The organism is Arthrobacter sp. M71 S08 (assembly GCF_059089725.1).
Genome location: NZ_JBNHEY010000003.1, coordinates 170,643 through 194,087 on the forward strand (window position 1 = coordinate 170,643; position 23,445 = coordinate 194,087).

At 65.4% G+C, this 23,445-nt stretch carries 23 protein-coding genes and 1 pseudogene; 12 read left to right on the forward strand and 12 right to left on the reverse strand.

The window, feature by feature from the left end:
* Window positions 1–30: 30 nt before the first annotated feature.
* Genes AC5RTB_RS08210 through AC5RTB_RS08230 form a run of 5 tightly spaced genes read left to right on the forward strand, consistent with a single transcriptional unit; the run spans window position 31 to window position 6,571 of the window.
* Window positions 31–1,377: an extracellular solute-binding protein gene (locus AC5RTB_RS08210; protein ID WP_494060574.1), complete on the forward strand. Its 1,347-nt coding sequence runs from the start codon at window positions 31–33 to the stop codon at window positions 1,375–1,377.
* A gap of 27 nt (window positions 1,378–1,404) precedes the next feature.
* Entirely contained in the window at window positions 1,405–2,304 is a 900-nt protein-coding gene (locus tag AC5RTB_RS08215) for a carbohydrate ABC transporter permease (protein ID WP_494060575.1), read from the forward strand.
* Between the two features lie 2 nt (window positions 2,305–2,306).
* Entirely contained in the window at window positions 2,307–3,200 is an 894-nt protein-coding gene (locus tag AC5RTB_RS08220) for a carbohydrate ABC transporter permease (RefSeq protein WP_494060576.1), read from the forward strand.
* A gap of 27 nt (window positions 3,201–3,227) precedes the next feature.
* A complete protein-coding gene (gene arfA / locus AC5RTB_RS08225) occupies window positions 3,228–4,763 on the forward strand; it encodes an arabinosylfuranosidase ArfA (protein ID WP_494060577.1) in 1,536 nt (511 codons plus the stop codon).
* 23 nt (window positions 4,764–4,786) lie between these two features.
* Window positions 4,787–6,571 carry a glycoside hydrolase family 2 TIM barrel-domain containing protein gene (locus tag AC5RTB_RS08230; RefSeq protein ID WP_494060578.1) on the forward strand — a complete coding sequence of 595 codons (1,785 nt, stop codon included), beginning with the start codon at window positions 4,787–4,789 and terminating at the stop codon, window positions 6,569–6,571.
* A 13-nt stretch (window positions 6,572–6,584) separates the two neighbouring features.
* Here AC5RTB_RS08230 and AC5RTB_RS08235 read toward each other — a convergent pair whose 3' ends face one another.
* The 7 genes from AC5RTB_RS08235 to rhaI all read right to left on the reverse strand — a co-directional run bounded on the left by AC5RTB_RS08235 (window position 6,585) and on the right by rhaI (window position 15,028).
* Window positions 6,585–7,514 carry a DMT family transporter gene (locus AC5RTB_RS08235; protein ID WP_494060579.1) on the reverse strand — a complete coding sequence of 310 codons (930 nt, stop codon included), beginning with the start codon at window positions 7,512–7,514 and terminating at the stop codon, window positions 6,585–6,587.
* Between the two features lie 67 nt (window positions 7,515–7,581).
* Window positions 7,582–8,304, reverse strand: a complete 723-nt coding sequence (locus tag AC5RTB_RS08240) for a cupin domain-containing protein (protein WP_494060580.1) — start codon at window positions 8,302–8,304, stop codon at window positions 7,582–7,584.
* A complete protein-coding gene (locus tag AC5RTB_RS08245) occupies window positions 8,301–9,206 on the reverse strand; it encodes a DUF6807 domain-containing protein (protein ID WP_494060581.1) in 906 nt (301 codons plus the stop codon). Before AC5RTB_RS08245 ends, AC5RTB_RS08240 begins: the two co-directional genes overlap by 4 nt.
* Window positions 9,199–10,326: a Gfo/Idh/MocA family protein gene (locus tag AC5RTB_RS08250; RefSeq protein WP_494060582.1), complete on the reverse strand. Its 1,128-nt coding sequence runs from the start codon at window positions 10,324–10,326 to the stop codon at window positions 9,199–9,201. The genes AC5RTB_RS08245 and AC5RTB_RS08250 overlap by 8 nt, the downstream gene beginning before the upstream one ends.
* A 15-nt stretch (window positions 10,327–10,341) precedes the next feature.
* A complete protein-coding gene (locus tag AC5RTB_RS08255; RefSeq protein WP_494060583.1) occupies window positions 10,342–11,787 on the reverse strand; it encodes a rhamnulokinase in 1,446 nt (481 codons plus the stop codon).
* A gap of 8 nt (window positions 11,788–11,795) precedes the next feature.
* Window positions 11,796–13,847 (reverse strand): bifunctional aldolase/short-chain dehydrogenase, encoded by a 2,052-nt coding sequence (locus AC5RTB_RS08260; protein WP_494060584.1) that lies wholly within the window; start codon window positions 13,845–13,847, stop codon window positions 11,796–11,798.
* A 14-nt stretch (window positions 13,848–13,861) separates the two neighbouring features.
* Window positions 13,862–15,028: an L-rhamnose isomerase gene (gene rhaI / locus AC5RTB_RS08265; RefSeq protein ID WP_494060585.1), complete on the reverse strand. Its 1,167-nt coding sequence runs from the start codon at window positions 15,026–15,028 to the stop codon at window positions 13,862–13,864.
* 249 nt (window positions 15,029–15,277) lie between these two features.
* Between rhaI and AC5RTB_RS08270 the strand changes: the two genes are divergently transcribed.
* From AC5RTB_RS08270 to AC5RTB_RS08285, 4 genes are all read left to right on the forward strand, one after another.
* Window positions 15,278–16,276 (forward strand): LacI family DNA-binding transcriptional regulator, encoded by a 999-nt coding sequence (locus tag AC5RTB_RS08270; RefSeq protein WP_494060586.1) that lies wholly within the window; start codon window positions 15,278–15,280, stop codon window positions 16,274–16,276.
* 72 nt (window positions 16,277–16,348) lie between these two features.
* A complete protein-coding gene (locus tag AC5RTB_RS08275) occupies window positions 16,349–16,696 on the forward strand; it encodes an L-rhamnose mutarotase (protein WP_494060587.1) in 348 nt (115 codons plus the stop codon).
* A complete protein-coding gene (locus AC5RTB_RS08280; protein ID WP_494060588.1) occupies window positions 16,693–17,781 on the forward strand; it encodes a Gfo/Idh/MocA family protein in 1,089 nt (362 codons plus the stop codon). Before AC5RTB_RS08275 ends, AC5RTB_RS08280 begins: the two co-directional genes overlap by 4 nt.
* Window positions 17,778–18,695 (forward strand): family 43 glycosylhydrolase, encoded by a 918-nt coding sequence (locus tag AC5RTB_RS08285; protein WP_494060589.1) that lies wholly within the window; start codon window positions 17,778–17,780, stop codon window positions 18,693–18,695. Before AC5RTB_RS08280 ends, AC5RTB_RS08285 begins: the two co-directional genes overlap by 4 nt.
* Before the next feature lie 15 nt (window positions 18,696–18,710).
* Here the strand turns inward: AC5RTB_RS08285 and AC5RTB_RS08290 are convergent.
* Window positions 18,711–19,022, reverse strand: a pseudogene (locus tag AC5RTB_RS08290) (recombinase family protein); the annotation flags it as partial.
* A gap of 51 nt (window positions 19,023–19,073) precedes the next feature.
* On the opposite strand from AC5RTB_RS08290, the gene AC5RTB_RS08295 reads away from it, so the two are divergent.
* On the forward strand, window positions 19,074–19,454 hold the full coding sequence (locus AC5RTB_RS08295) for an avidin-fold protein (RefSeq protein WP_494060590.1): 381 nt from the start codon (window positions 19,074–19,076) through the stop codon (window positions 19,452–19,454).
* A gap of 169 nt (window positions 19,455–19,623) precedes the next feature.
* Here AC5RTB_RS08295 and AC5RTB_RS08300 read toward each other — a convergent pair whose 3' ends face one another.
* Window positions 19,624–20,358 carry a TIGR02391 family protein gene (locus AC5RTB_RS08300; RefSeq protein WP_494060591.1) on the reverse strand — a complete coding sequence of 245 codons (735 nt, stop codon included), beginning with the start codon at window positions 20,356–20,358 and terminating at the stop codon, window positions 19,624–19,626.
* 101 nt (window positions 20,359–20,459) lie between these two features.
* Between AC5RTB_RS08300 and AC5RTB_RS08305 the strand changes: the two genes are divergently transcribed.
* Window positions 20,460–20,864 (forward strand): phage baseplate assembly protein V, encoded by a 405-nt coding sequence (locus AC5RTB_RS08305; protein WP_494060592.1) that lies wholly within the window; start codon window positions 20,460–20,462, stop codon window positions 20,862–20,864.
* 71 nt (window positions 20,865–20,935) lie between these two features.
* On the opposite strand, the gene AC5RTB_RS08310 is transcribed toward AC5RTB_RS08305, so the two are convergent.
* Genes AC5RTB_RS08310 through AC5RTB_RS08320 form a run of 3 tightly spaced genes read right to left on the reverse strand, consistent with a single transcriptional unit; the run spans window position 20,936 to window position 22,570 of the window.
* Window positions 20,936–21,700 carry a maleylpyruvate isomerase family mycothiol-dependent enzyme gene (locus tag AC5RTB_RS08310; RefSeq protein WP_494060593.1) on the reverse strand — a complete coding sequence of 255 codons (765 nt, stop codon included), beginning with the start codon at window positions 21,698–21,700 and terminating at the stop codon, window positions 20,936–20,938.
* Window positions 21,684–22,424, reverse strand: coding sequence for a DsbA family oxidoreductase (locus AC5RTB_RS08315; RefSeq protein WP_494060594.1), 741 nt, complete (start codon window positions 22,422–22,424; stop codon window positions 21,684–21,686). The genes AC5RTB_RS08310 and AC5RTB_RS08315 overlap by 17 nt, the downstream gene beginning before the upstream one ends.
* Window positions 22,421–22,570 carry a hypothetical protein gene (locus AC5RTB_RS08320; protein WP_494060595.1) on the reverse strand — a complete coding sequence of 50 codons (150 nt, stop codon included), beginning with the start codon at window positions 22,568–22,570 and terminating at the stop codon, window positions 22,421–22,423. Before AC5RTB_RS08320 ends, AC5RTB_RS08315 begins: the two co-directional genes overlap by 4 nt.
* 161 nt (window positions 22,571–22,731) lie before the next feature.
* Here AC5RTB_RS08320 and AC5RTB_RS08325 point away from each other — a divergent pair, with 161 nt between their 5' ends.
* Entirely contained in the window at window positions 22,732–23,295 is a 564-nt protein-coding gene (locus AC5RTB_RS08325) for a TetR/AcrR family transcriptional regulator (RefSeq protein ID WP_494060596.1), read from the forward strand.
* Window positions 23,296–23,445 lie beyond the last annotated feature (150 nt).

Here is a 23,445-nt window from a genome sequence, read left to right on the forward strand (position 1 = left end):
CACCTGATCGAACCAACGGAGGATCGATTCATGTCCCACGAGAACGCCCGGATCTTGCCGCCATCAGGATGGCGTGCTCCCAGCAGACGCCAATTCCTCACCGGTGCTGCCCTGTTCGGTGGCGCCCTCGCCACCGGCACCCTGGCAGGCTGTGGCGGACCGGCGGGCGCAAACGAAGAGACTCTGCGCTTCTGGCACCTGCTCTCCGGCGGTGACGGAATCAAAATGCAAGCGATGATCGACCGCGTGAACGCTGAGAGCCCCAATTTCGACGCCGTTCCCACCGTTCTCGCCTGGGGCACGCCCTACTACACGAAGCTGGCCATGGCGTCCGCAGGAGGGCGGCCCCCGGAGCTTGCCATCATGCACGCTGCACGGATCCCGGGCTACGCACCCGGCGGTCTGCTGGACCCGTGGGACCTTGACGAACTGGCAAAGCGTGACGTCACCGAGGACACCTTCGCGGAGCGCATCTGGGCGAGCGGCCAGCTCGAGGGGGATGTCTTCTCCATCGCCCTCGATTCCCACCCGTTCATCGCGATGTACAACACGGAAGTCGCCGATCAGGCCGGGCTGTTGGGCAACGACGGCCTCCTGGCTGAAATCACCGACCCCGAGAGGTTCCTCGAGGCAATGCGCGAAATGCAGGGTGTCACCGGTAACCACGGCCTGTCCTACGGCTTCGTCAACGACGGCGCCCAGATGTGGCGACTTTTCTACACCCTCTACCTGCAGCACGGGGCCGAAATGGTGCTCACACCGGGACAGCCCGCTGAGGTCGACCGCGATGTCGCAATCGACTGCCTCGACTACATCACGCAACTGCTGGACGGCACCATTGCCGCGAAGACCGGGGATTACGGTACCGCAGTGGCCGAGTTCGCCAGCGGGGAGTCCGGGATGTTCTTCACCGGCGTGTGGGAGCTGCCCACCATGCAGGCCGCCGGTATTTCCCTCGACGCCATGACCATACCGACGCTGTTCGGGACCCCCGCAGCCTACGCGGACTCACACTCGTTCGTCCTGCCCCGCCAGAACGAGGTCGACGAGGTCCGCCGCGCAGCAGCCTACGACTTCGTAGCCAACCTCCTGAAGGGCTCCCTGTCGTGGGCCGAAGCCGGCCACATTCCCGCCTACCAGCCGGTTGTCGATTCCCCCGAGTACCAAACCCTGGAGCCGCAGTCGCACTACGCAAACGCCGCCGAGATCATCAACTACGATCCTCCTGCCTGGTTCACGGGGTCCGGGTCGGACTTCCAGACGTTCTTCGCCGCGAACGTTCAGAACGTTTTCCTCGGAAGGGAAGCACCCGACGTCGGTTGGGATGCCTTTGTTGACCGCTTGAACATCACCCTGTCCAAGCCCAATCCTGTCTGACCCGGACCGACGTAGGAGTCGAGCACAATGAGCACCACCGTGACCGGGCGTAGGAGCCCGAACAACAGCAAGAACAACCTGCACGGTTGGGCGTTCTCTGCGCCCTTCCTCATCTTCTTTGTCATGTTCCTCGTGTGGCCCATCATTCACGGGCTCTATATGAGCTTCACCGGGCAGACCCTCACGGGGGCCAACAACGGCTTCGTAGGGCTTACCAACTACGTGGAAGCCTTCAGCGATCCGGACATGTGGAGATCCCTCGGGAACACCGTCTACTTCACTGTCCTCTCAACCATCCCGCTGGTGCTCGTTGCACTTGTCATGGCCGCGCTGGTGAACATGAATCTTCCCGCGCAGTGGTTATGGCGGTTCTCGTTCTTCGCACCGTTCCTCCTGGCCTCTACGGTGGTTTCCCAGTTCTTCGTCTGGATGTTCAACCCACAACTCGGACTGGTCAACGACGCACTCAGCAAGATCGGCATCGCGCCCGTTCCGTGGCTGAATGACCCGAACGTTGCCATGTGGTCGATCGTCATCGCCACGGTGTGGTGGACGGTGGGATTCAACTTCCTGCTCTATCTGGCGGCGATGCAGAACATCCCGCAGCAGCACTATGAGGCGTCGTCGCTGGACGGCGCGGGCGGCTGGCGGCAGTTCTTCTCCATCACGCTGCCGCAGCTTGGACCCACCACCGTGCTTATAGTCATCCTGCAGGTACTCGCCTCGCTCAAGGTGTTCGACCAGATTTACCAGATGACCGCCGGCGGGCCGGGCGGGGCCACCCGCTCCCTGGTCCAATACGTGTTTGAGGCCGGATTCACCGGTTACCGGCTGGGCTATTCGGCAGCCATCTCCTTTATCTTCTTTGCACTGATCCTGCTGGTTTCCATGAGCCAGATCTTCTTCAACCGAAACAGGAGCGCGTAGTTATGGCCACCGTAGTTCTTGACCACAGCTCCGCTGGGAATGTCAACGCCGAACGCCCGCAGAACCGGCGGAAGATCTCCACGGCCAGGGTGCTCGGCACCATTGTCACCGCGATCCTGGCCGTGATCTGGCTGATTCCGTTTGCCTGGGCAGCGGTCACCGCCCTGAAAACCGAAACGGAAGCTGCATCCACGCCTGTCACGTGGCTGCCGGCCTCGGGCTTCACCCTCGAGTCCTTCGTTGAAGTCCTCAGCACAGGCAATCTGCCCACCTGGACGTGGAACTCCCTGTTCACGGCAGCATGCATCACCATAATCACTCTGGCGATTTCCGCTTTGTGCGCCTACGCGCTTTCACGAATCGATTTCAAGGGCCGGAAGTTGCTGATGGCCGTGATCATCGGCTCGATCATCATCCCGCCGCCGGTCCTGATCATTCCGCTCTTCTACCAAATGCTCGCCCTGAACCTGATTGATACGTATTGGGCGATCATCCTCCCGCAGGTGCTCCACCCCGCGATGGTGTACGTCCTGAAAAAGTTCTTCGACCAGATTCCGCGGGAACTCGAAGAGGCCGCCGTCATGGACGGTGCCGGGCGGGTCCGCGTGTTCCTGCAAATCGTGCTGCCGCTCTCAAAACCGATCATGTCGGCCGTGGCCATCTTCGTGTTCATCACAGCGTGGAACAACTTCCTCTGGCCGTTCATCGCCACCAACGACACCGCGCTGCTCACTCTGCCCGTTGGCCTGCAGACCATCGAAAGCGCATTCGGAATCCAGTACGCGCAGAATATGGCCTCGGCTCTTCTAGCGGCACTGCCGCTGATCGTCGTGTTCCTGTTCTTCCAGCGCCAGATCATCCGCGGCGTCGCCACCACCGGCCTGGCCGGAACCTAGACCACCTCACCTACCCGAAGGAGAATCATGGCCCGCGCACGCATTGTCATCGACAGGGACTTCACGGTCGGGGAGGTGCCCCGCCGGCTGTTCGGCTCCTTCGTGGAGCACATGGGCCGTTGCGTCTACACCGGCATCTACGAACCCGGCCACCCTGAAGCGGACGACAACGGATTCCGCCAGGACGTGATGAAGCTCGTCCGGGAACTGGGCGCCACCGTGGTCCGCTACCCCGGCGGAAACTTCGTCTCCGGGTACAACTGGGAGGACGGTGTCGGGCCGGTTGAAAGCCGTCCGCGCCGGCTTGACGGCGCCTGGCACACGCTTGAGACCAACGCTTTCGGCCTCCATGAGTTCGTTGACTGGTCCCGCCAGGCCGGTGTCGAAATCATGGAAGCGATCAACCTCGGCACCCGTGGTGTCGACGCCGCCCGCGAGCTAGTCGAATACGCCAACCACCCGGGAGGTACGTACCTGTCGGACCTGCGGGCCAGGAACGGCCACAAGGATCCGTTCGACATCAAGCTGTGGTGCCTGGGCAACGAGATGGACGGCCCATGGCAGATCGGGCACAAGACCGCAGACGAGTACGGCCGCCTCGCCCAGGAGGCCGCGAAGGCCATGCGATTCGTGGACCCTTCGCTGGAACTCGTGGCATGCGGCAGCTCGAACTCCGGGATGCCGACCTTCGGCGCCTGGGAGCAGACGGTCCTTTCGCATACTTACGACGAGGTGGACTACATCTCCCTCCACGCCTACTACCAGGAGCAGGACGGCGACGCCGGAAGCTTCCTCGCGAGCGCAGTGGACATGGACTACTTCATCGAGTCCGTCGTCGCCACCGCGGATGCGGTGCGCGCGAAGGGTAAGCACTCGAAGCGCATCAACCTCTCTTTCGACGAATGGAACGTCTGGTATACCCGCCCGGGCGACGCCGACAGCCCCCGCGAAGTGGGCAAGCACGGCTGGCGTGAGCACCCCCGTGTCATCGAGGACGAGTACAACGTGACTGACGCCGTCGTCGTGGGTACGTTCCTCAACTCACTGCTGCGGCACGGAGACCGGGTCAAGATCGCCAACCAGGCGCAGCTGGTGAACGTGATCGCACCGATCATGAGCGAGGAAAACGGGCCGGCCTGGCGCCAGACCATCTTCTGGCCGTTCGCCCGGATGGCGGAGCTCGCGACGGGGCAGATCCTGCAGACCAGGATCGAGTCGGACCGCTACGAGAACGCGCGCTTCGGCGACACGGACCTGGTGGACGTTTCGGCCACCTGGAATGAGGAGACCGGCCGCGCGGCGTTCTTCCTGGCCAACCGGTCATTGGATGAGGCAGCCGAGGTCGACGTTGCGCTTCGTGGACTGGACGCCGTGCGCGTAATCCGTGCTGAGGTGCTGCAGGTTCCCGAGGGCCACGACCGCCTGACCACCAACAACCTCGAACGCGGCGAACACGTGGGCCTGACGCCGCTCGAAGACGTCAAGGTTTCCGGCGAGGACCTCCGGCTGAACCTGCCGGCGTTGTCCTGGGCGGTCGTCGAAATCGAGACCCGCACGAGCTGAGGCTCCAGCGAAAGGACCGCACCATGATCTCTGCCAGCACCCAGGACGGCACCTACCCGCGGCCGCAGCTCGTGCGGGAGCGTCACCTGCCCCTCGATACCGTCTGCGGTTTCGCGTACGACGACGACAACCGGGGCCTGCGCGAGGGCTGGCACTCCCGCGGGGACGTCTTCGACCGGACCATCCAGTTGCCGTTCGCGCCGGAATGCCCGGACTCGGGCATCGGCGACACCGGCTACCACCCGGTCATCTGGTACCGCATCCCGGTGCCGTCGCTGGCGGAAGCCGGACTGCCCGAGCAGGGAGAGCGGGTGCTGCTGCACTTCGGTGCGGTGGACTACTCCGCGGACGTCTGGGTCAACGGCACGCACGTCACCCATCACGACGGCGGCCAGACACCGTTCACCGCGGATATCACGGATGCGTTGGTTGGGGACGGCGGACAGGTGATCGTGGTGCGCGCGGAGGATGACCCGCTGGACGTTTCCATCCCGCGCGGGAAGCAGGACTGGGAGCCTGAGCCGCACGACATCTGGTACCACCGGACCACGGGAATCTGGCGAACGGTGTGGCTGGAGGCGGTGCCGGAGCTGCACGTCAGGAACGTGTCGTGGGTCCCGCGGGTTGCGTCCGGGTCGCTCGGGGTTGAGGTCGAACTGAGCCGGCGGCCGGACGGTGCGGTGCCGTTGGAGGTGGTGCTTTCCGTCGAGGGCAGTGAACTCGCGCGTCAGACGGTGTCGGTGGGGGATCGCCGGGTGTCGTTCGAGGTGTCGCTGTCTGCCCAGCGCAATGGGCAGGCGCACGAGCGGCTGTTGTGGTCGCCGTCGTCGCCGGTTCTGATCGACGCGTTCCTGACCCTGGACGAGGGGGCCGACGTCGTCGCTTCCTACTGCGGGCTGCGCTCGACCGGGGTGGGGCGCGGACACTTCCTCCTCAATGACCGGCCCACCTATGTGCGCTCAGTGTTGGAGCAGGGCTACTGGCCGACGTCGCACTTCACCGCGCCGTCGCCGGCCGCGCTGCGCGAGGAGGTGGAGCTGATCCTCTCGCTCGGTTTCAACGCCGCGCGCATCCACCAGAAGGTGGAGGACCCGCGCTTCCTCTACTGGTGCGACCGGTTGGGCCTCATGATCTGGGGCGAAACCGCGGGTGCCTATGAATTCAGTACGACGGCGGTGTCACGCCTGGTCTCGGAGTGGACGGACATTGTGCTGACGTACCGCTCGCACCCGAGCGTGGTGACATGGGTGCCGCTGAACGAGTCGTGGGGAGTGCAGCACGGGGCGCACGACCCGGCGCAGCAGGCCTTCGGGTTGGCGCTGGTCAACCTGACCCGGGCGCTGGACCCGACACGGCCGGTCATCTCCAATGACGGGTGGGAGCACACCGATTCGGATCTGTGGACCATCCATGATTACGAGGCATCCGGCGAGGTCCTGCGTGCACGGTACGGTTCGCGTGCAGCTGTGGAGGAGCTGATCCGTGGTTTCGGGCCGGCCGGGCGGTTGATCGCGGTGCTCGACTCCGCGCCCGGGGACAAGCCGGTGATGCTCACGGAGTTCGGGGGAGTGTCCTACGCACCGGGAACACCGTTCGACGACAGTTGGGGGTACTCCGCGGCGTCGAGCGCGGATGACTTCGGGGCACGCGTCGGTGAGATCGTCGGCGCGGTGCGGGCGTCGTCGTCGTTGGTGGGTTTTTGCTACACCCAGCTGACCGACACCCGCCAGGAGACCAACGGATTGTGCGACGAGGACCGGAAGCCGAAGCTGCCGGTGGAGGACCTGCGCCGCATCATCGCGGGCTGAAGCTTCACGGGCGCTAGGGCACGCCCACCGCTGTCCGGACGTTGCGGCGCACGGGGACGGTGAGCAGGGCGAGGCTCGCAATCACCAGCCCGACGCCGATCCACCCCGCCGCCGGCAGCCTCTCACCCACAATGACGACGGCGAGGATTGCCGCGACCACGGGTTCCGCCAGGGACAGCGTGGTCGCGGTGCTTGCCTTGACGCGGGCGAGGCCCAGCCCGAAGAACACGTACCCGAGGAACATCGGCACCAGCGCCATGTAGAGCCCGACACTGAAGTTGTTCCACGACGCGAGCAGCGGCGCCCCGGTGAGGAAAAGGACCGGCATGAGCAGGACTCCGCCCACACCGAAGATGGCGCCCATGGTCACCCGGGATGGCACCCCGCCCTGCATGGTGCGGTGCGCTGCCCAGGAGTAGAGCGCGTAGGTGAGGCCCGCCAGCAGGCCCAGCAGCACTCCGGTGGCGGTGTTGCCCGCTTCCGCCGCATGCGCCGGCTCGACGAACGAGAGCAGCACCACCCCTACCAGCCCGACGCCGGCACCCAGCACCCAGCGCTGCGTCAGCCGGTGCCCGTCAATTACCCGCTCGATGACCGCCGACGCTATGGGCGCGGACCCGATCGAGATGACGGTACCCACGGCAACCCCGGCCAGGCGCATCGAACTGTAGAAGGCGAGGGGGTAGATCGCCACCGCGAGGCCGCCGACGGCGATGGTGAGCCACCGTCGCCGTAATTCGGAGCGTGCGTGAGCCAGTGCAGGTCCGGCGAGGGCCGCCTGCAGGAGCCCGCCGACGCCCATTGCGGCCGCACCGATCGCGAGGGGGCCCACTGCCGGTGCGAAGCTGGCGACCGTCCCGGTGGTACCCCAGAGGACCGCCGCGACGAGGACGAAGATGGCGCCGAGACCGGCGCCGGGGGAGTGGGTCACAGTTGCTCGCACGGGGTCATGGGTTCAAGCCTATTGGTTGAGACCTGTGCGGCACTTTTGGCGCGGGGTATCGGATCCGTCAGCGCGAAGCGGGCGTCCAGGTCCCGAGCCGCCCGCACATCCCGAAGGCGCGCGGCCCAGGCCGCGGGACTGCACGCACGACGGCGCCATCCCCGAGGTGCGAAGCGTCGCCCTCTGCGAGGGAAGCCAGTTGCGCGCGGGTTGTTTCGACGTCGACGAGGACGGTGTCCGACCAAAGCCTGGTCCATTCTTCGACCCGAGGCTGCACCAGCGCTGCGGCGGCCGCGTAGAACTCCTCCAGCGGTCCCCGGTCGCCGTCCTGGAGCGCGGCCAGAAGGGAAAGATAGCCCTCAATTGCAAGGTCACGCCGTCGTCGTGCTGCTTCTGCCCGTTCGCTTTCACTGCCCTCCGGCAGGGTCACCGCTGAACGGTAACGGTCAGCGTCGGAGACAATGTCGAGCGGGAACGTGAGCACGGCGTCGCCGGCTTCGGGCAGCCCGGAGTTCTGCATGACGGTGAGGATGTGCAGGTCGCCGGAGTTGATGAGCCGGTGCACCGTGCCGGGGCTGAACCACAGCACGGACCCGGCACTCAGCGAATCCTGCGCGAACCCCTCGGAGGAGAGGGTGTGCACCTCGCCCGAGCCGCCGACCACCACGTAACCCTCGTTGGACACCGTGTGCAGGTGCGGCGTTCCGCCGTGGTGGCCGTCGTCGGTTTCCCACTCGTACACGCGCAGGTCGCTGATGCCTACGCTGCCGGGAAACGCGGGGATAGTCACAGGGTCGCGCCCTTCGCGATCCGCTCGACCTCGTCGCGCTCGCAGATCCGGTCCACGAAGACGTACCGGTGCTGCAGGCGCAGCGACTCTCCCGGGGCGAGCGTGATTTCCTCATCGAACGCGGGGGAGGGCGCCAGCGCCGCGAAGGGCTCACTGCGGACGAACCACTTGAGCGGAACCGACGACGACGACGTGCCCGCCAGCGCGACAATGGTCGCCCCGCCGTCGAGCTCGTCATTCTCCCCGGACAGCGCGATCCACGGTGCGGAGGTGCCCATCATCGCCTCACCCTCGACGCCCTCGGGGCCGAGGATCGAGCACCCGGTCCAGCTGCGCGGACCGCGCCAGAAGAAGCCCGTGTAGCCGGCGTTCGGGCGGCCGTGCGTGGTGGGGCTGCCCAGATCGAGGGACCGGTCGGACACGTTGGTCAGCTCCGTGGAGAAGTCCAACTGCCAGGACTGTTCTTCCAGATCAACGGCGGAAAACGCAGTCTCCCGCCGTTCCGAGAGCCAGCGCTCGCCGGATGAGTTGCGCCACGTCAGGGTCTCGCCAAGGGCAATGAGGTCCGGAGCCGTGGAAAGAGAGGGAAACCCCTCGTGCTCGATGGAGCCGAGGTTCTCGCGCCACTGGTAGTCCGTCTCCGGCGAGAAAGTGGGTCCGCCCCAGAAGTTCTGGCCCGACACGTGGGACCACGTCATCTGCAGCCCCTTGTGCCAGCGGTGGTCCCAGGGGCGGAAACCCGTCAGCGGCGCACCGCTGAGGGTCCGCAGGGGATGCAGGTACGGCTTCGGGGCTTCTGACCGTGTGGCGGGCGGGATGAACACGTACGTCGCCAGGTCAACAGAACCGCACGAGATGACGAGTTCACTGTTGGTAGGACGGCTGAGCTGCAGGTCAGGCATCGACTGCTTCCTTGGTTGGTGAGCTGGGGCCGTTCGTGGGGGAGGCGCCGTTCATGGATGAGTAGAACGGATTGTCGGGGGTCAGCTCGCTGCGCTTGATTCGCTGACCTGTGATGGCCGACTGGTACAGCCCCGCAATGAGCTCAAGCACCCGCCGTCCGTCATGCCCGGAAGCTGCCGGGCGCTCGCCGCGTTCCAGGGAGGACACAAGCTCCTCCAGTTGCACCGCGTGAGAGCTGGCGAGGTTCTGCGTGGGTTCCCAGGCGCTGACCGACGCAGGGTCCACGTGGGGTGCCGGCGTCCACTTCCAGTGCGAGTTGTCGTACCCGTACACGTGCTCAACCTCCACGGTGGCATCGGTGAAGTCGAACCGGAGGTAGCTGGTTTCCCGCGGGGAGAGCACGCTGTTCACCACCGAGACGATGGCACCGCTCTCGAACGTCACGTGGGCGAACGAGACGTCCTCGGTCTCGACATTGTGGTGCAGGGTTGCCATCGTCGCGTTGATCTCGGTCCAGTCACCGAGGAGGGACAGCATCAGGTCCATCTGGTGGATGCCGTGGCCCATGGCCGGTCCGCCGCCCTCGGTTTCCCACTTACCCCGCCACGCGACGTCGTAGTAGGCGGTATCCCGGTACCAGAGCGTATGGCAGATGCCGATCAGTGGGGCTCCCAGGTCACCTGCGGCAATCTGGGAGCGCAGTGTCTGCGCCGCGGATCCGAAACGGTGCTGGAAGACGTAGGCCGCGTACGGGCCGTCCTCGCCCTCGTGCTCGAGGATGGCGTCGTATTCGGCGACCGACAGCGTCGGCGGCTTCTCACACCAGACGGAGGCGCCGGCGTCGAGCGAGCGGATGACAGCCTCGGTGTGCGAACCCGGCGGCGTGCACACCACCACGAGGTCGGGCTGCACCTCCGCGAGCATTTCGGGAACGGTCGTGTAGGAGGAAGGTGCTCCCCATTCCTCTGCCACTTCGCGTGCCCGGTCAGCGTCCATGTCGACGATGGCTGCGAGCTCGACCCGATCGCCGAGGTCCCGCAGGGCGGGCAGATGCTTACCCTGGGCGATTCCTCCTGCTCCTACGACGGCGGTACGGATGGGTTTGGTGCGAACTGCCACTGGTGATCCTTTGCATTAGCTGCTGGTCAGTGCTGTTTCGGTTCTTCTTGAGGGCTCGTAGCGCTGCGTGTGGGCTGTGCTCCGGACGGCGGCGCGGATATGGGCGAGGGTCGCGGCCTCCCCGAGGGCGCCGTCGGCCCGCGCCTGGACCAGCACGTTACCGAGCGCCGTCGCTTCCACCGGGCCCGCGACGACAGGCAGGCCGGTGGCGTCCGCGGTGAGCTGGCACAGCAGCCGGTTCTGCGAACCGCCGCCCACAATGTGCACGACGTCGATCGGATGCCCGCTCAACGCCGCCGCCTGCGCCAGCGTGCGCGCGTACACCTGCGCGAGGCTGTCCAGAATGCAGCGGACGACGGCGGCTTCGGACTCGAGCGCGGTACCCGCCGCGCGCCGGACGCGGCCCGGCATGTTGTCCGGGGCGATGAACGCGTCGGAATCGGCGTCGATCAGCGGACCGCCTGGGGGCAGCGCAGCCGCTTCCGCCAGGACGTTCTCGAGCGTCACCGACGGACCCCATTCCCGCAAGCATTCCTGCAGCAGCCACAGGCCGCCGCAGTTGCGCAGGTATCGGATGGTACCGTCGACGCCGCGTTCGTTGGTGAAGTTCGCGGCGCGGCTGGCGTCGGTGAGGATCGGTTCGGGAAGCTCCACCCCCACGAGCGACCACGTGCCGGAAGAGATGTACGCGAACCGTGAACCGGCCTCCGCAGGAACGGCGGCCACGGCTGATGCCGTGTCATGCGACCCCACGGCCACAACCATCGTCGCAGGATCCAGTCCGGTCCGTTCGGTGACTGAGGGCAGCAGCGAGCCCAGCGCATCACCGGGTTCCACCAGCACCGGAAAGACCGGGCGCGGAATCTCCAGAGCGTCGAAGAACTGGGCTGCGAAGGTGCCGGTCGAGGCATCCAGCAGACCCGTGGTCGAGGCGTTCGTGACCTCGGTCCGGCGCTCACCGGTGAGCCAGAATCCCAGCAGATCCGGAATAAGCAGCGCCTGCACGCCGGTCAGGGAGGGTTCGGCGGCCAATTGGTAGATCGTGTTGAACGGCAGGAATTGCAGCCCGGTGGTTTCGTAGAGCCGCTCGAACGGGACAGCGGCGTGCACCCCGTCCGCCACGCCGGCCGTGCGCGGGTCACGGTAACTGTGCGGCTGGGCGGTGAGTGCGCCGTCGTCGTCAATCAGTCCGTAGTCCACGGCCCAGGTGTCGACGCCGATGCTCACCACCCGCTCGCCCCTTGCCTCCGCCTGCTCGCGTGCCAGCGCGAGGCCGCGCAGCACTTCCTCGAAGAGGGCAGCGACGTTCCAGCGCAGCGCGCCGTCGATCGCCTGCACCGCATTCGGGAAGCGGTGCACAACCTCGAGCGACGGGCCGTCCGCGTCCATCCGGCCGAGGATGACCCGGCCGGATGAGGCTCCGATATCGATGGCTGCGTAGACCGCAGGCTCCGGACTCATCCCCGGACTTACCGGAGGAACGCGGCGGCTACGCCGGCGTCGACCGGGACGTGCAGCCCGGTGGTGTGGGACAGCTCGGCGGAGGTGAGTACGACGGCGGCGTTCGCGACGTTCTCCGGCAGCACCTCGCGCTTGAGGAGGGTCCGCTGGGCGTAGTACTCGCCGAGTTTCTCTTCGTCCACGCCGTAGACCGCGGCGCGCTTGGCGCCCCAGCCGCCGGCGAAGATGCCGGAGCCGCGGACCACGCCGTCGGGGTTGATGCCGTTGACGCGGACGCCGTACTCGCCGAGTTCAGCGGCGAGGAGGCGCACCTGGTGGGCTTGGTCGGCCTTGGTGGCCGAGTAGGCGATGTTGTTGGGGCCGGCGAAGACGGAGTTCTTGGAGGAGATGTAGATGATGTCTCCGCCCATTTCCTGGTCGATGAGCACCTTCGCGGCGGCCTTGGAGACCAGGAAGGAGCCCTTGGCCATGACGTTGTGCTGGAGGTCCCAGTCCTTCTCGGAGGTTTCCAGCAGCGGCTTGGAGATGGACAGGCCGGCGTTGTTGACCACGAGGTCCAGCCCGCCGAAGGCGAGCACGGCGGCGTCGATTGCTTCCTGGACCTGTTCGGGGCTGGTGACGTCGGCCTGGATGCCGATGGCGACGTCGGGGCCGCCGAGTTCCTCGGCCACCTTTTCGGCGTTTTCGAGGTTCAGGTCGGCGATGATCACGCAGGCGCCCTCCGCGGCGAGGCGGGTGGCGATGGCCTTGCCGATACCGGATGCGGCGCCGGTGACCAGGGCGATGCGGGTGGCGTGGGACTTGGGCTTGGGCATCCGGGCGAGCTTGGCTTCCTCCAGCGCCCAGTACTCGATGCGGAACTTCTCCGACTCATCGATGGGGGAGTAGGAGGAGATCGCCTCGGCGCCGCGCATCACGTTGATCGCGTTGATGTAGAACTCACCGGCGACGCGTGCGGTCTGCTTGTTGGCGCCGTAGGAGAACATTCCGACGCCGGGGATGAGGACAATGGCGGGATCGGCTCCGCGCATGGCCGGCGAATCGGCGTCGGCGTGGCGCTCGTAGTAGCCGCGGTAGTCCTGACGGTACTCCTTGTGCAGTTCCTTCAGCCGGGCGACCGTGTCCTCGATGGAAGCATCTGCCGGCAGATCCAGGACCAGGGGCTTGACCTTGGTGCGCAGGAAATGGTCCGGGCAGGAAGTGCCCAGCGCTGCCAGGCGCGGATGTTCGGTTGAGCCCAGGAAATCCAGGACGACGTCGTCGTCCGTGAAGTGCCCTACCTGCGCACGGTCGGTGGAGGCCAGGCCGCGGATCACCGGGGCCAGCGCCGCAGCCTTCGCGCGGCGCTCCTCCGGTGAGAGTGCGGCGTAGCCCTCGAGGGGTGCACCGAACGGGGTGGAGCGGCCGTTCTCGGAGATGTAGCGTTCAGCGGTTTCGATGATCCAGAGCGAGTTGTTCTCGGCCTCGTCAGAGGTTTCGCCCCACGCCGTGATGCCGTGTCCGCCGAGGATTGTGCCCACAGCCTGCGGGTTCTCGGCCTTGATCGCGGCGATGTCCAGGCCCAGCTGGAATCCAGGACGGCGCCAGGGAACCCACACCACCTTGTCACCGAAAATCTTCTCGGTCAGGGCTTCACCGTCCACAGCGGTTGCGATGGCGATGCCCGAATCGGGGTGCAGGTGGTCAACGTGCGCGGCGTCGACGAGACCGTGCATGGCGGTGTCGATAGAGGGGGCTGCGCCACCCTTGCCGTGCAGGGTGTAGTCGAACGCGGCCACCATTTCGTCTTCGCGGTCAAGGCCCGGGTACACGTTGGTGAGGGCGCGAAGGCGGTCCAGGCGTAGGACGGCCAGGCCCTGCTCCTTCAGCGTGCCCAGGTCGCCACCGGAGCCCTTGACCCAGAGGAGCTCGACGTTCTCGCCGGTGACCGGGTCGGTGTCGTTGCCCTTCGCGGAGGTGTTGCCGCCCGCGTAGTTGGTGTTGCGCTTGTCCGCACCAAGGCGGTTCGACCGCTCGATCAAAGCCGCGACGGTTTGGTTCGGCTCTGCCTTATTGTTCACTGCGTTCTCCATGGTTACGCGCCCCATCCTGCCTGCTGACCGCCCTCGCGGTCTGCGTTGATCTTGTCCTGGTAACCGCTGGCCGCGTACGCAGCCATGGGGTCCGCGGGAAGGCCGCGGGATTCACGCCACTGCGCAAGGGCCGGGCGGACGTCGGTGTAGAAGGCATCCATGAAGAGAGCGTGAGCGCCGAGGACGTCCCCGGCTTCCTGCGCCGTGGTCAGCGCGCCGCGGTCAACGAGGAGCGCACGGGCTGCCATCTCCTGGACGTTGAGAACGGAGCGGATCTGCCCGGGAATTTTCTCTTCGAGGTTGTGGCACTGGTCCAGCATGAGAGCCACGTTGCTGGCTGGATCGAGTGCCCCGCCGCGGACTACCTCGTACATGATGCGGAACAGCTGGAACGGATCCGCCGAGCCGACGATCAGATCGTCGTCGGCGTAGAAGCGCGAGTTGAAGTCGAAGGAGCCGAGCTTACCCAGCCGGATCAGCTGCGCGACGATGAATTCAATGTTGGTTCCGGGGGCGTGGTGGCCGGTGTCGAGACAAACCAGGGCCTTCTCGCCCAAGGCAAGTGTGTGGGCGTAGGAGGTGCCCCAGTCGGGAACGTCCGTGTGGTAGAAAGCCGGCTCGAAGAACTTGTACTCGAGGACCATCCGCTGGTCATCGCCGAGGCGGGCGTAGACCTTCTGCAAGGAGTCGTGCAGCCAGTCCTGGCGGGAGCGCATGTCGCCCTGGCCAGGGTAGTTGGTGCCGTCGGCGAGCCAGATCTTCAGGTCCTGGGAGCCGGTGACGTGCATGACGTCAATGCACTCGTACATGTGGTCGAGGGCCTTGTTGCGCACCGCCGGGTCGCTGTGCGTCAGCGAGCCGAACTTGTAGATGTCGTCCTGGAAGGTGTTGCTGTTGATGGTGCCCAGCTTGATGCCGAGGTCCTGCGCGAACCCTGCCAGCTCCGTGTAGTCCTCCACCTTGTCCCAGGGGATGTGAAGCGCAACGGAGGGTGCCAGCCCGGTCAGTTCGTTGACCTTGGCGGCGTCCGCGATCTTCTCCTGCACAGTGCGCGGAGTACCGGGTGTCTGGAACACCTTGAAGCGGGTCCCGGAATTGCCGTAGGCCCAGGAAGGCACCTCAATGGCGAGATTCTCCAGGGTTGGGGTTATGCGGCTCAGGTCAACCATTGCTTCTCCACATCTACCGCAGCTGGCTCCTAGCCGGCGCGCGTCGTCGTTGTTTTGCACCGACTCTTCACAGTGCCTGCGGAGGCTGCGGTGGAGAGTCAGCCGATGAATTCGATATTGAATCGATTCATTGGCACGTTTCAAAGGTATCCTTGGGGATAAGTGGTGTCAAGCAATCTGTGCAGACTGCACATTATTTGGACATCTCCGCATACAGCCCAGCACTTCATGGAACGAGGGTCCGTCCCGATGGTCAGTATCAAGGACGTTGCCGACCAGGCGCAGGTTGCCGTTGGCACGGTGTCCAACGTGCTCAATAATCCCGACCGAGTGGCTGAGAAGACCCGCGAGCGGGTGCTCAACGTCATTGCCGAGCTTGGTTTCGTGCGGAACGACGCCGCGCGTCAGCTCCGCGCTGGTCTGAGCCGCACCATTGGCCTCATCGTCCTCGACGTGAGCAACCCGTTCTTCTCTTCCCTGGCGCGCGCCGCGGAGGACCGTGCGGCGGAGTCGGAGAGTACGGTGCTTCTCGGAGACAGCGGGCATGACAGCGAGCGTGAAAGCCGCTACCTCGACGTGTTCGAGCAGCAGCGCGTCAAGGGCGTCCTGATCTCACCGGTCGGGAATGTTGACTCCCGGCTCGAGCAGTTGCGGGCCCATGGCGTGCCGGTTGTCCTGGTGGACCGCGTGGATCCGCAGCGCCGCGTGAGCTCGGTGTCCGTCGACGACATCGCGGGCGGCTACATGGCCGTGAAGCACATGCTGACGCGGGGGCGCCGGCGGATCGCCTTCATCGGCGCATCGACCGATATCCAGCAGGTCGCGGACCGCCTCACCGGGGCGCAGCAGGCCGTGGTGGAGTACCCGGATGCTGAGCTTGAGGTTGTGGAGGCGGCCGCAATGACCGTCCTTGCGGGACGCGCCGCGGGCGAACTGCTCGCCGAACGAGGCCGCGAAAGTCTGCCGGACGGCATCTTCTGCGCCAACGATCTGCTGGCCATCGGCGTCATGCAGGCAGTGCTGCTCATCCGCGGGCTGCGCATCCCGGAGGACCTCGCCCTCATCGGCTATGACGACATCGACTTCGCCCAGTCCGCAGTCGTACCCCTGTCCACAGTGCGTCGGCCAACGGAGCTGATGGGGCGCACCGCCGTCGAGCTTTTGCTCGAAGCGATAGAGCGGACCACTCCTGAGAGCAGGCAGGTCATCTTCCAGCCCGAACTGGTCACCCGCGGAAGCACGCTCTAGGACCTCCAGCTGAAATCCGGTCGGTGGTAGCATCTGCTCTGAAACGATTCATCCCGCTCGACGAGGAGAACCATGGAACGCGTCTGTTTCCAGCTGCAGGTGAAGCCCGACCGCCTCGAGGAATACAAGCAGCGCCACGCGGCCGTGTGGCCGGACATGCTGCGTGCCCTCAAAGAAACCGGGTGGAACAACTACTCGCTCTTCCTCCGACCCGATGGATTGCTGATCGGGTATCTGGAATCGGAGAACTTCGCCGCGGCTCAGCGCGCCATGGCCGAAACTGACGTCAACGCCCGGTGGCAGGCCGAAATGGGCGAGTTTTTCGTGGAGCTCGACGGGCGCCCGGACGAAGGGTTCCTCCTGCTTGAAGAAGTCTTCAACCTCGAGGATCAGCTTGAGCGCGCAGGGAGCACCGAATGACCCGCACTCTCCGCGCCGCGATCCTCGGCACAGGCGCCGTTGCACACCTCCACGCTGAGGCTCTTGCCCTGATTGACGGCGTCACGGCCGTCGCGTCCGCGGACCCGAGCGAGGAACGGGTCCGTAACTTCAACTCCAGGCACGGGATCGCAGCCGGGTACGGCACGCTGGAGGAACTGCTCGCCACGGAGGCTGTCGACGTCGTGCACATCTGCACGCCGCCTGCCGGTCATGCGGAGCAAACGGCGGCAGCGTTCGACGCCGGTGCCCACGTGATTACCGAGAAGCCGCCCGCGCTATCCCTCACCGAGGTGGACGCCATGCAGGCCGCGGCCTTCGCAGCGAACCGGCAACTCGCCGTCGTCTTCCAGCAGCGCACCGGCACAGCCGCGACGCACATCCGTAACCTGCTGCGTTCGGGTGAGCTGGGGCGGCCGCTGACCGCCATCTGCCATACGCACTGGTACCGCGGACCGGAGTACTACGACGTTCCGTGGCGCGGAACCTGGGAAAGCGAGGGCGGCGGGACCACGCTCAGCCACGGCATTCACCAGATCGATCTGCTCTCCTACCTGCTCGGCGAGTGGAGTTCGGCCTCGGGGCAGCTGTTCCGGCTGGATCGGGAGGTGGAAACGGAAGACACCTCGTGCGGCGTCGTCGTGTTCGAGGTCGGCACTGTCGCATCGGTGATGACCACGGTGCTCGCGCCGCGGGAATCGAGCCTGATCCGCATCGACACCGAGCACGCCACCATCGAACTGGAGCACCTGTACGGCCACAACCACGCGAGCTGGAAACTGACGCCGGCCCGCCACGTCGAGCCCGGCCGCGTTGCCTCCTGGGCGCTGCCGTCGAATGAGGTGCCGAGCGGGCACGATGCGCTCCTGGCCGAAGTTTACGGTTCGCTCTTTGCAGGGGCCGACGTGCCGCCGGTCGCCGCCGATCCAGCGCGTGCGATCGAGATCGTCGCCGCACTTTACGCCTCCGCCGGCCGTGGACAGCCCGTGACCCGCGCCGAACTCGCCGCCCCGGATTTCCGCGGCAGTATGCGCGTCCCGGTGACGGATCTACGTCCCGGACGGTGAGCGCGCCGCTGCTGGTCGACCCGCTTGGCGGGCCGACAGACCCCACAGTCATCCGGAACGAGCAGACCGGACAGTGGTGGATGTTCTATACCCAGCGACGTCCGGCAGATCCTGGGCCGGGCGTTGAGTGGGTGCACGGCAGCCGGATAGGCGTAGCCGTGTCCGACGACGGCGCCCGCTGGCTTCACCGCGGCGTGTCCGGCTGTCTCGACCCGGCGGGCGAGCCGGGACCGAACACGCACTGGGCACCTGAAGTGGCCTGGGACGGGAGCCGCTATCACATGTACCTCACGTGGATCCGTGGGGCTCCCTCAACGTGGGCGGGCCACGAGCGCCGCATCGCCCACCTGGTCAGCTCGGACCTTGAACGCTGGGAACACTGCGGGTTCCTTGAGTTGAGCTCCGACTACGTGATTGACGCTGCCGTAGCTCGCACTCCCGACGGGCTTCTGCGCCTCTGGTACAAGGATGAAGCGGACGGCTCCACCACCTACGCCGCAGTGAGTTCGGACTGGCACACCTGGACGGTTCAGGCGCAGGTCATCGGGGGAGTGCCTCATGAGGGGCCGAACGTCTTCGCACTCGGTGGCTGGCTGTGGATGATCGTGGACGAGTGGCGCGGTCAGCGTGTCTACCGGTCCGACGACGGTGCCCACTGGTCCGCGCAAGGCCTCATCCTCGATGCGCCGGGCGGGGATGCGGAGGATCGGCAGGTGGGGAGGCATGCCGACGTCGTCGTTCGCGGTGAGGAAGGCGTTGCCTTCTACTTCACCCACCCGGAGTGGGACGGAAGCAACGACGTCGAACTTCAGGCAGGCGGGCTGCGTCGCTCGGAGATCCACCGGGCGCGGTTGTGGGTCGAGGAAGGCGCGCTGCTGTGTGACCGGGACGTTCCCGCGGACATGCCGCTCTGATTCTTGCGATCACGCCTACACAGGCCGCTTAGGTGCGGCGGCACGCCTCTGAACTTCGCGGTAGATCGTTGCGCGGGAGACGCTGAATAGTTCGGCCAGTTCTGCCTGGGTGTACTTGTCCGAGTCAAGCAACTCGTATAAGTGCCGACGGCGGGGTACTGAAAGCTTGGGCTGTTTCCCGCGAAGTCGGCCCTTGGCTTTCGCAACGGCCATTCCTTCGCGGGTCCTTGCGCGAATCAGGTCGGTCTCGAACTCGGCGACCATGCCAAGGACATTGAACAGCAGACGACCAACCGGATCGGTCGGATCGTAAACACTGCCGCCGAGGCACTTTATTCAGGTCCGCGACTCAACGAAGCGCTCGACATAATGGGTTGCATGAATGTCGATTCTCTTCAATCACCGCAAACCGTGAGCCTGAAAGGACGCAGGTTTGCCGGGGTGAGCAACTCGGCGGAGGGGGAGGTCGATTCTGCTACCGTCTTCAGTTACCACGAGGAGGACGGGGTCGTCTGGGCGGACTATGCCGGAGGGGCAGTCCGCAGAGGTTTTCTCGTGGGCACCCGCAGTGAGGATTCTTTAGAGTTTCGCTACTGTCATCTCAGCGTGTCAGGTGAGACTTCTAGCGGGGTGTGCAGGTCGAGGATCGAAATTCTCGGGGACGGTCGCATCCGATTTCACGAGTCCTGGTCCTGGGAGTCCCGGTCCGGCTCTGGTCACAGCGTGGTGGAGGAAATCAGGCAGGGACCTACTGTGTAGCGAGCCAAACTCGCCCGTAGATGGTTCCCCGAATGGGGCACTCGGGAGTCCCCAGAAAGGAATCCTTCGGTGGTCACGCCGACTGGATTGATTGGTCCAGCCACGTAAACCTGGTTAACCGAGGCTTGCTCTTCGACCTGCTGGGGGAACAGGCGTGCATACTCTGAAACTAAACTTGGTCGACTCGAGACTGGTCGATCCAGCGAGCTAACAGGCTGAAGGCTGCGAGTTGTTCGAGAGCGAGCTGCTCCTCGCCTCCGTCTCTTTCCTGTGGCTTATGCATGCCGGGATTTCGGATCGCCGTGTACAGCCCATCAGCAAATGCACGAGCCCCCCGGTGGAGGTTCTGGTACGTCTTGCCCCCATCGTCCACCATCAGCCTGAGCCGCGGCGCAGCGTCTTTCGGTCCATCCAGTGAAAAAGCCTCGTTGAAGAGCGCCGACTCTGATACGTCCATTCGCCCCAGCTTTGCCTGAGTCTCAGCGTTGACTCGGATTGCCGCCTGCATCACGGCCTGGTGATAATGCCCGGTGTTCCAGTAGGACTTGCCATTCTCCCATGCCCACGGGTGTAGATTGGCCGCATCCATATCCGGAGCGTTATCTCCCAGATTGTCAGCAAGCTCAGACGCTCTCTGCAATGCAGCCTTCGCTCTCGCGGCTTGGTCACGGAGCCAATTGAACTTGCTGTCTTTCTCTGGCCGGTCCTTGTTCCAGCCTGGCAAAGTGCGATCCAGAATCTGCTCCACGACATGCGCGCACTGTGATGCCTCAGTCTGCGAACCTCGCATGTGAGTCCCGAACATTACGGCGCCGCCCCCGCTATTGTCGTAGCCAACCTGATCAGTGAGGTGCAGAAACTGATCTATTTCTCTAATCGCCCATTCGTGGTTCAACTTAGTCATGCGACCATACTGCCCTGTCATACCGACGTAGCTCCCTCGAACTCGGGCTGTGGAGGGTGCGATTCGGGCGCTGCGCGCGGTGGTGTGCGTACGCTGGTGCTGTGTCGATTCACCGAGGAACAGTCACGAACAATGCGGACCCGGCCCTCCAAGGAAGACTTCAGGTCATCGTCCCCTCCGTGAGCGGAGATGCCTTGTCCTGGGCGATGCCCGTTCTGCCTCTCAGCCCTGCTCCGATTCCCGCACCGATTCCGATCGGTGCGACGGTCTGGGTGGCATTTGAAGATGATGACGCGGATCATCCCGTCGTGCTTGGGCTTGTGCCATCCGTCAATGTGATCACGCCCGTTGAGCTTGCGGCCGAGCTCGGCCACGACGATGGCGAACGCCCCGGACGAAGAGTTCGGCAGTTCCTTCGCGAACGTTATCCAGATCATCGTCCGAACCAGCGATGGCTCCTCACGCCAGAGCAAGCGAACGAAGTCCGAGCTCACTTCGCCATGTAATGGGTCCAGACATCACCGATCAGTGCACGCCCGCAGAGCGATGGCTCACGGTGTGCGAGGCGTACGTCAGATCAGAAGAAGATCTTGGTCCGGAGCAGCCCGTCGCCTTGGGCTCGGCCTGAGAGCACTCGGCAGAACTCGATGGCGTCCATCTCGATGCGTGGCCCGCCTGTGTCCTGCACGAACTTCCCGCCGGCGGGACCCGTCAGGACGACCTCTACGGGCTGTTGGTGGCGCCTCGCCCACTCGCCCATGGCGTCCTCGACGATCCGGCGGTCGTTCTCCCCCGGGGACAGCTCGCGTCCCACGGCGCGTGAGATGTCAATGCGGTGCATGAACACGTCACGGGTGCAGATCACATCCATGAGGTGGCCGAAGTTGCCCTTGTTCGGCATGCCCTCGACTATCGACCCGTTGGTCTTCACAGATGCCGACACGGCACGCAGGAACGCGGGCGTCCGCATTCGGCCACGCACGGCTCCGGCAGTGAGTGCCTTCAACGCCGCCACCCTCTCGGCCGGGGTGAGCGAGGCGTGCTCTGCGACATGCCGCGCGTTGTACGCGTCCACCGCGTTGCCGTCGTACTCACGCGCGCGCCGGAATCCGTAGAGGTTCTGCCGAAGCATCTCGCGCTTCGACGCTGCTGCCTTCGCGTTGCCGATGACATGGCCCACCATGTCGGACACGTTCCAGGCGGGGCACTCGGTCGGGGCCCGCCAGTCCTCGCCCTGGAGGGTCTCGAGCAGCGCGATGAGGTCGTCGTACGCGCCGGTCGCCACTTCGGCTGCGTCAGACCTGTGGGTGATGGGAGTGATCTGGTCAATCGCGGTTGTCATGGTGGTCCTCCTTGATGAACAACCCCGCCGCATGCGCGACGAGTTCACGAACGGTGGACGGGTCGTCGCTGACAACCCGGGGTACGACCTGCGGGAGTTCCGTGCCGATCCAGCGGGTGTGGACGCCCGGGTTGCAGTGCTCGCTGCCGTCAGGCAGTACCACCACTCCACTGCAGTTTCCCTCCTGCGACTGGCGGAGCACGGCTGATCTGGCGTGGCCCGCTTCCAGGGTCTGCTCGAGCGCGCTGACGTCGAGATCGCACGAACGCGCGGCCGACAACACCTCGTTGAGCATCGTGATGCACCGTGACCTGACGAAGAAGGCCTGCCGGAGCTCGAGGTCGAGCCGCTCTGCGGCCGCCTCGGACTGGGTTCGCGCGGCCTGCACGGCCTCCAGTGCGAGCAGCGTCGACACGGGGAACTCGTCGAGTGACCCGAACCAGGGCGACCAACCGAACCCGGGCTCGGCCGCGGCGCAGAGGACGACCTCGGCATCCACCATGCGTCGCGGAATGGGCGCCATGAGTCGCAGCTCGAGCGCGTGGGCGAGGTGGATGATCGGAATGTCGTCGAGGCCAAGCTCCACCCGAGCCCTGCGCAGCCGAATGAGTGCGACCGTCGACCAAGGGCAAATCACGTCCGACCGGAACACGAGCGCCCCCGGTGTGCCGTGGAGCGGCTCCGAGGGGCTCGCTGCGACGGCGGTGGCCGTCGTGGCGGTCACCGTGCCCTCACCTTCACGGGGACGGGCCCGGCGGACACCAAGGTGAACGGGAAGGGCGGGTCGAAGCGAGCCGACAGCGACTCCAACTCCGCCTCGCGGGCCAGTGTGGCGAGCGTCAGCGTGGCCTTCTGACGCAGGAACGTCATCCGGTCCCGCTGCGGCATCCTCACCACTGGTGGGCATGTGCGGGCCATCGGGTCCAAACGGTTCATCGCGGCGCCCCTCGACGTCATTTTCCTAACACCGTTAGCCTAACGCGGTTAGGCATCGTGCGCCAGAGACTTCCGAACATTGTTAGGGTGACAGTGTGGAACGAGGCAGCGAGCGGCATCGGGCCACGCGTAGCGAGATCCTCGCCACCGCGTGGTCCCTGACCCGCGAAAAGGGCTTGACGGGCTGGTCGCTGCGCGAGCTTGCTGCGGCAGTTGGCATGCGCGCGCCGTCGCTGTACGTGTACTTCCCGGCGAAGGACCACATCTACGACGCGATGTTCGGCGAGTCCTACCACCGGCTCCTCGAGCTCAGCAGGGCCACGCCGTTGCCGGACGAGCCCAGGCAGCGGCTGCGCACAATGGCGGTGACGTTCTTCGACTTCGCAGTGGAAAACCCGGCGGGGCTCCAGCTGATGTTCTGGCGGGTGATTCCCGGCTTCGAGCCATCCCCCGACGCCTACGCGCCGTCCCTGCAGGTGATGGACCTCGCGCGGAAGGCTTTCGCCGAGATCGGCATCACCGACCCCGCCGCCCTGGACATGTGGTCCGCGTTGCTCTCAGGTTTGATCAGCCAGCAGGCCAGCAACGACCCTGGCGGGGACCGCTGGCGGCGGCTCCTCGATGACGCGGTCGACATGTTCGCCAGGGTCTATTTGTAGCGTGCTGACGCCAGTTCAGTTGGTGCGGTGCTGGGCCCCCAGGCCTCCCAGATCTCGGGGCGCAGCCAGCCGCGGTCGCTCACCAGGAATCTGCGTGCCGGCCTCAGCGGGTGTCGGCTCCCGCCGAGGAACACCTAGCGGAAGTGTCTC

What these genes read in the sequence shown, in the direction of transcription:
- AC5RTB_RS08230 (WP_494060578.1), top strand. Translation starts at nt 4,787, where the DNA reads ATGATCTCTGCCAGCACCCAGGACGGCACCTACCCGCGGCCGCAGCTC.
- AC5RTB_RS08275 (WP_494060587.1), top strand. Translation starts at nt 16,349, where the DNA reads ATGGAACGCGTCTGTTTCCAGCTGCAGGTGAAGCCCGACCGCCTCGAG.
- AC5RTB_RS08295 (WP_494060590.1), top strand. Translation starts at nt 19,074, where the DNA reads ATGAATGTCGATTCTCTTCAATCACCGCAAACCGTGAGCCTGAAAGGA.
- AC5RTB_RS08220 (WP_494060576.1), top strand. Translation starts at nt 2,307, where the DNA reads ATGGCCACCGTAGTTCTTGACCACAGCTCCGCTGGGAATGTCAACGCC.
- AC5RTB_RS08320 (WP_494060595.1), bottom strand. Translation starts at nt 22,570, where the DNA reads ATGACGTTCCTGCGTCAGAAGGCCACGCTGACGCTCGCCACACTGGCC.
- AC5RTB_RS08310 (WP_494060593.1), bottom strand. Translation starts at nt 21,700, where the DNA reads ATGACAACCGCGATTGACCAGATCACTCCCATCACCCACAGGTCTGAC.
- AC5RTB_RS08215 (WP_494060575.1), top strand. Translation starts at nt 1,405, where the DNA reads ATGAGCACCACCGTGACCGGGCGTAGGAGCCCGAACAACAGCAAGAAC.
- AC5RTB_RS08280 (WP_494060588.1), top strand. Translation starts at nt 16,693, where the DNA reads ATGACCCGCACTCTCCGCGCCGCGATCCTCGGCACAGGCGCCGTTGCA.
- rhaI (WP_494060585.1), bottom strand. Translation starts at nt 15,028, where the DNA reads ATGGTTGACCTGAGCCGCATAACCCCAACCCTGGAGAATCTCGCCATT.
- AC5RTB_RS08255 (WP_494060583.1), bottom strand. Translation starts at nt 11,787, where the DNA reads ATGAGTCCGGAGCCTGCGGTCTACGCAGCCATCGATATCGGAGCCTCA.
- AC5RTB_RS08270 (WP_494060586.1), top strand. Translation starts at nt 15,278, where the DNA reads ATGGTCAGTATCAAGGACGTTGCCGACCAGGCGCAGGTTGCCGTTGGC.
- AC5RTB_RS08300 (WP_494060591.1), bottom strand. Translation starts at nt 20,358, where the DNA reads ATGACTAAGTTGAACCACGAATGGGCGATTAGAGAAATAGATCAGTTT.
- arfA (WP_494060577.1), top strand. Translation starts at nt 3,228, where the DNA reads ATGGCCCGCGCACGCATTGTCATCGACAGGGACTTCACGGTCGGGGAG.
- AC5RTB_RS08245 (WP_494060581.1), bottom strand. Translation starts at nt 9,206, where the DNA reads ATGCCTGACCTGCAGCTCAGCCGTCCTACCAACAGTGAACTCGTCATC.
- AC5RTB_RS08210 (WP_494060574.1), top strand. Translation starts at nt 31, where the DNA reads ATGTCCCACGAGAACGCCCGGATCTTGCCGCCATCAGGATGGCGTGCT.